The organism is Streptomyces synnematoformans, from assembly GCF_039531005.1.
GTDB lineage: Bacteria > Actinomycetota > Actinomycetes > Streptomycetales > Streptomycetaceae > Streptomyces > Streptomyces synnematoformans.
In genome coordinates this window covers 1-3,059 of record NZ_BAAAPF010000513.1, presented here as the reverse complement: position 1 = coordinate 3,059, position 3,059 = coordinate 1, and the positions used below count along the sequence as shown (strand labels likewise).

Sequence of the window (3,059 nt, the reverse complement as noted above, 5' to 3'; positions counted from 1 at the left end):
GCGGCGGAGCGGTCGATCCCGCGGATCGCGCCGGTGCCGCTGACGCGGTCGCTCGCGGGGGCCGTGGCCGCGGCGCCGGAGGCGGACGTGCTGCTGTGGCCGGACACGTTCACGAACTACCTGTCGCCGGAGGCGGGTTCGGCGGCCGTACGGGTGCTGCGGGCGGCCGGACTGCGGGTGGGGCTGCCGCCGGCGGCGGGGAAGGTGTGCTGCGGGCTGACGTACGTCTCGACGGGACAGCTGGACCAGGCCCGCCGGGTGATGCGGCGCACGCTGGACGCGCTGGAGCCGGCGGGCGAAGCCGGAGACGGGGGCGGAGACGGAGACGGGGGCGGGGGCGCCGCGCCGCCCCTCGTCGTACTCGAACCGCCGTGCGCCGCCGCCCTCAAGACCGACCTCGTCGAGCTGCTGCCCGACGACGCCCGCGCCCCCCGCGTCGCCGCCCGCGTCCGCACCCTCGCCGAAGCCCTCGAAACCGCCGCCCCCGACTGGACCCCGCCCCGCCTCGACCGCCCCGTCACCGGCCAGACGCACTGCCACCAGCACGCGATCCTCGGCGACGCCGCCGAGCGCCGCCTGATGGCGAAGGCCGGCCTGGACGGGCAGCTCGCCGCCGGCTGCTGCGGCCTGGCGGGCAACTTCGGCTTCGAACGCGGCCACTACGAGGTCTCCGCGGCCTGCGCCGAGGACCAGCTGCTCCCGGCGGTACGCGACGCACCCGACGCCGCCGCCGTCGTGGCCGACGGCTACTCGTGCCGCACGCAGCTCGACCAGCTCGCGGGCGTCCGCGCCCGCCACCTGGCGGAGCTGCTGGCGGAGGGGCTGCCGGAGGAGGGGCTGCCGGAGGAGGGGTGAGCAGCAAATAATCCGGCAAGCATGCTTGCTTGTTTTCCCGCCCGCTGCCACCCTACTGCGCAGTAGCCACGAGGGGAGCGCACCATGGCGGGCCCGGAGATCACCTCACTGCTCGACGACCTCCGCGACGAGAGCGCCGCGCTGGACGACCTCGTCGCCGGGCTGCCGCCGGAGCGGTGGGCGCTGGACACGCCCGCCGCCGGGTGGACCGTCGCGCACCAGATCGCCCACCTCGCCTGGACCGACCGCGCCGCGCTCGCCGCCGCCGCCGACCCGGAGGAGTTCCGGCGGCTGCTCGCGCGGGCGCAGGAGGCGCCGTACGGGTTCGTGGACGAGGGCGCCGCGCGCGGTGCCGCGCAGCCGCCCGGCCTGCTGCTCGACCGCTGGCGGCAGGGGCGCGAGGAACTGCGGCGCGTGCTGCTGGCGCAGCCGGCGGGGGTGCGGATGCCGTGGTTCGGGCCGGCGATGAGCGTCGGGGGCGTCGCGTCGGGGCGGCTGATGGAGACGTGGGCGCACGGGCAGGACGTCGCCGACGCGCTCGGCGTGCGGCGGGCGCCCACCGCGCGGCTGCGCCATGTGGCCCGTATCGGCGTACGGACGCGGGACTTCGCGTACGCCGCCAACCGGCTCGCGCCGCCCGCAGCCGCGTTCCGCGTCGAGCTGACCCCGCCCGGCGGCGGGGAGACCTGGGCGTACGGGCCCGAGGACGCCGCCGAGCGCGTCACCGGGCCCGCGCTCGACTTCTGCCTCCTGGTCACCCAGCGCGTGCACCGCGCCGACACCGCGCTCGTCGCCGAGGGGGCGGAGGCGGAGCGCTGGCTGGGCCTCGCCCAGGCGTTCGCCGGCCCGCCGGGCGGCGGGCGGGAGCGGGCCGCGGACGGCGCCGCGGAGGGCCGCCCGTGACCCTCCGCGTCGGCAACGCCTCCGGCTTCTACGGCGACCGCTTCGCCGCCGTCCGCGACATGCTCACCGGCGGCGAACTCGACGTCCTCACCGGCGACTACCTCGCCGAGCTGACCATGCTCATCCTCGCCCGCGACCGCCTCAAGGACCCCGCCGCCGGCTACGCCGGGACCTTCCTGCGCCAGCTCGAAGAGGGCCTCGGCCTCGCCCGCGACCGCGGCGTCGCCCTCGTCGTCAACGCCGGCGGCGGCAACCCCGCGGGACTCGTCGCCGCCGCCCGCGAGCAGGCCGAGCGCGTCGGCGTGCCCGCCCGCGTCGCCCACGTCGAGGGCGACGACCTCACCGCGCGCGGCACGTGGGACGGCGCCCTCGCCGCCCACGCCTACCTCGGCGGCGCCGGCATCGCCGCCTGCCTGCGCGCCGGCGCCGACGTCGTCGTCACCGGCCGCGTCACCGACGCCGCGCTCGTCACCGGCGCCGCCCAGGCCCACTACGGCTGGGCCGCCCCCGACCCCGCCGACCCGACCCGCCCCGACGACCACGACCTCGACGCCCTGGCCGGCGCGGTCGTCGCCGGCCACGTGCTGGAGTGCGGCACCCAGGCCACCGGCGGCAACTACGCCTTCTTCACCGAGCACGACGTCCGCCACCCCGGCTTCCCCCTCGCCGAGATCGAGCCCGACGGCAGCGCCGTCATCACCAAGCACCCCGGCACCGGCGGCGCCGTCACCGTCGAGACCGTCACCGCCCAGCTCCTCTACGAGACCGCGGGCCCCCGCTACGCCGGCCCCGACGTCACCGCCCGCCTCGACTCCGTACGCCTCGACCCCGAAGGACCGGACCGCGTCCGCGTCACCGGCGTACGCGGCGAGCCCCCGCCGCCCGAGGCCAAGGTCGGCCTCACCCGACTCGGCGGCTTCCGCAACGAGGTCGTCTTCGTCCTCACCGGCCTCGACATCGACGCCAAGGCCGCCCTCGTCCGCGCCCAGATGGCCCCCGCCCTCGACGGCGTCGCCGACGTCCGCTGGACCCTCGCCCGCACCGACCGCCCCGACGCCGACGTGCAGGAGGAGGCGTCCGCGCTGCTGCGCCTCACCGTCCGGGACACCGACGAGGCCGCCGTCGGCCGCGCCGTCAGCGGCGCCGCCGTCGAACTGGCCCTCGCCAGCATCCCCGGCTTCCACGTCACCGCCCCGCCCGGCAGGGCGCAGCCGTACGGCGTCTTCGCGGCCGCGTACGTCCCCGCCGCCGACGTCCCCCACACCGCCGTCCTGCCCGACGGCACCCGCGTTCCCGTCGCC

3 protein-coding genes are annotated in these 3,059 nt (G+C 78.0%); all 3 read left to right on the top strand.

What is annotated here, in order from left to right; translation table 11 throughout:
• On the top strand, nucleotides 1–855 hold an 855-nt coding region (locus tag ABD317_RS35300; protein ID WP_344295814.1), incomplete at its 5' end, for a (Fe-S)-binding protein.
• Between the two features lie 84 nt (nucleotides 856–939).
• Complete coding sequence (locus ABD317_RS35295) at nucleotides 940–1,758, top strand: TIGR03084 family metal-binding protein (RefSeq protein ID WP_344295812.1); 819 nt, start codon at nucleotides 940–942, stop codon at nucleotides 1,756–1,758.
• Nucleotides 1,755–3,059: acyclic terpene utilization AtuA family protein (locus tag ABD317_RS35290; RefSeq protein ID WP_344295810.1), on the top strand; the 1,305-nt coding region annotated here is incomplete at its 3' end. The genes ABD317_RS35295 and ABD317_RS35290, both read left to right, overlap by 4 nt.

Bases quoted from the DNA above. Each gene is read 5' to 3' on its own strand.
- ABD317_RS35295 (WP_344295812.1), top strand. From the start codon at position 940: ATGGCGGGCCCGGAGATCACCTCACTGCTCGACGACCTCCGCGACGAG.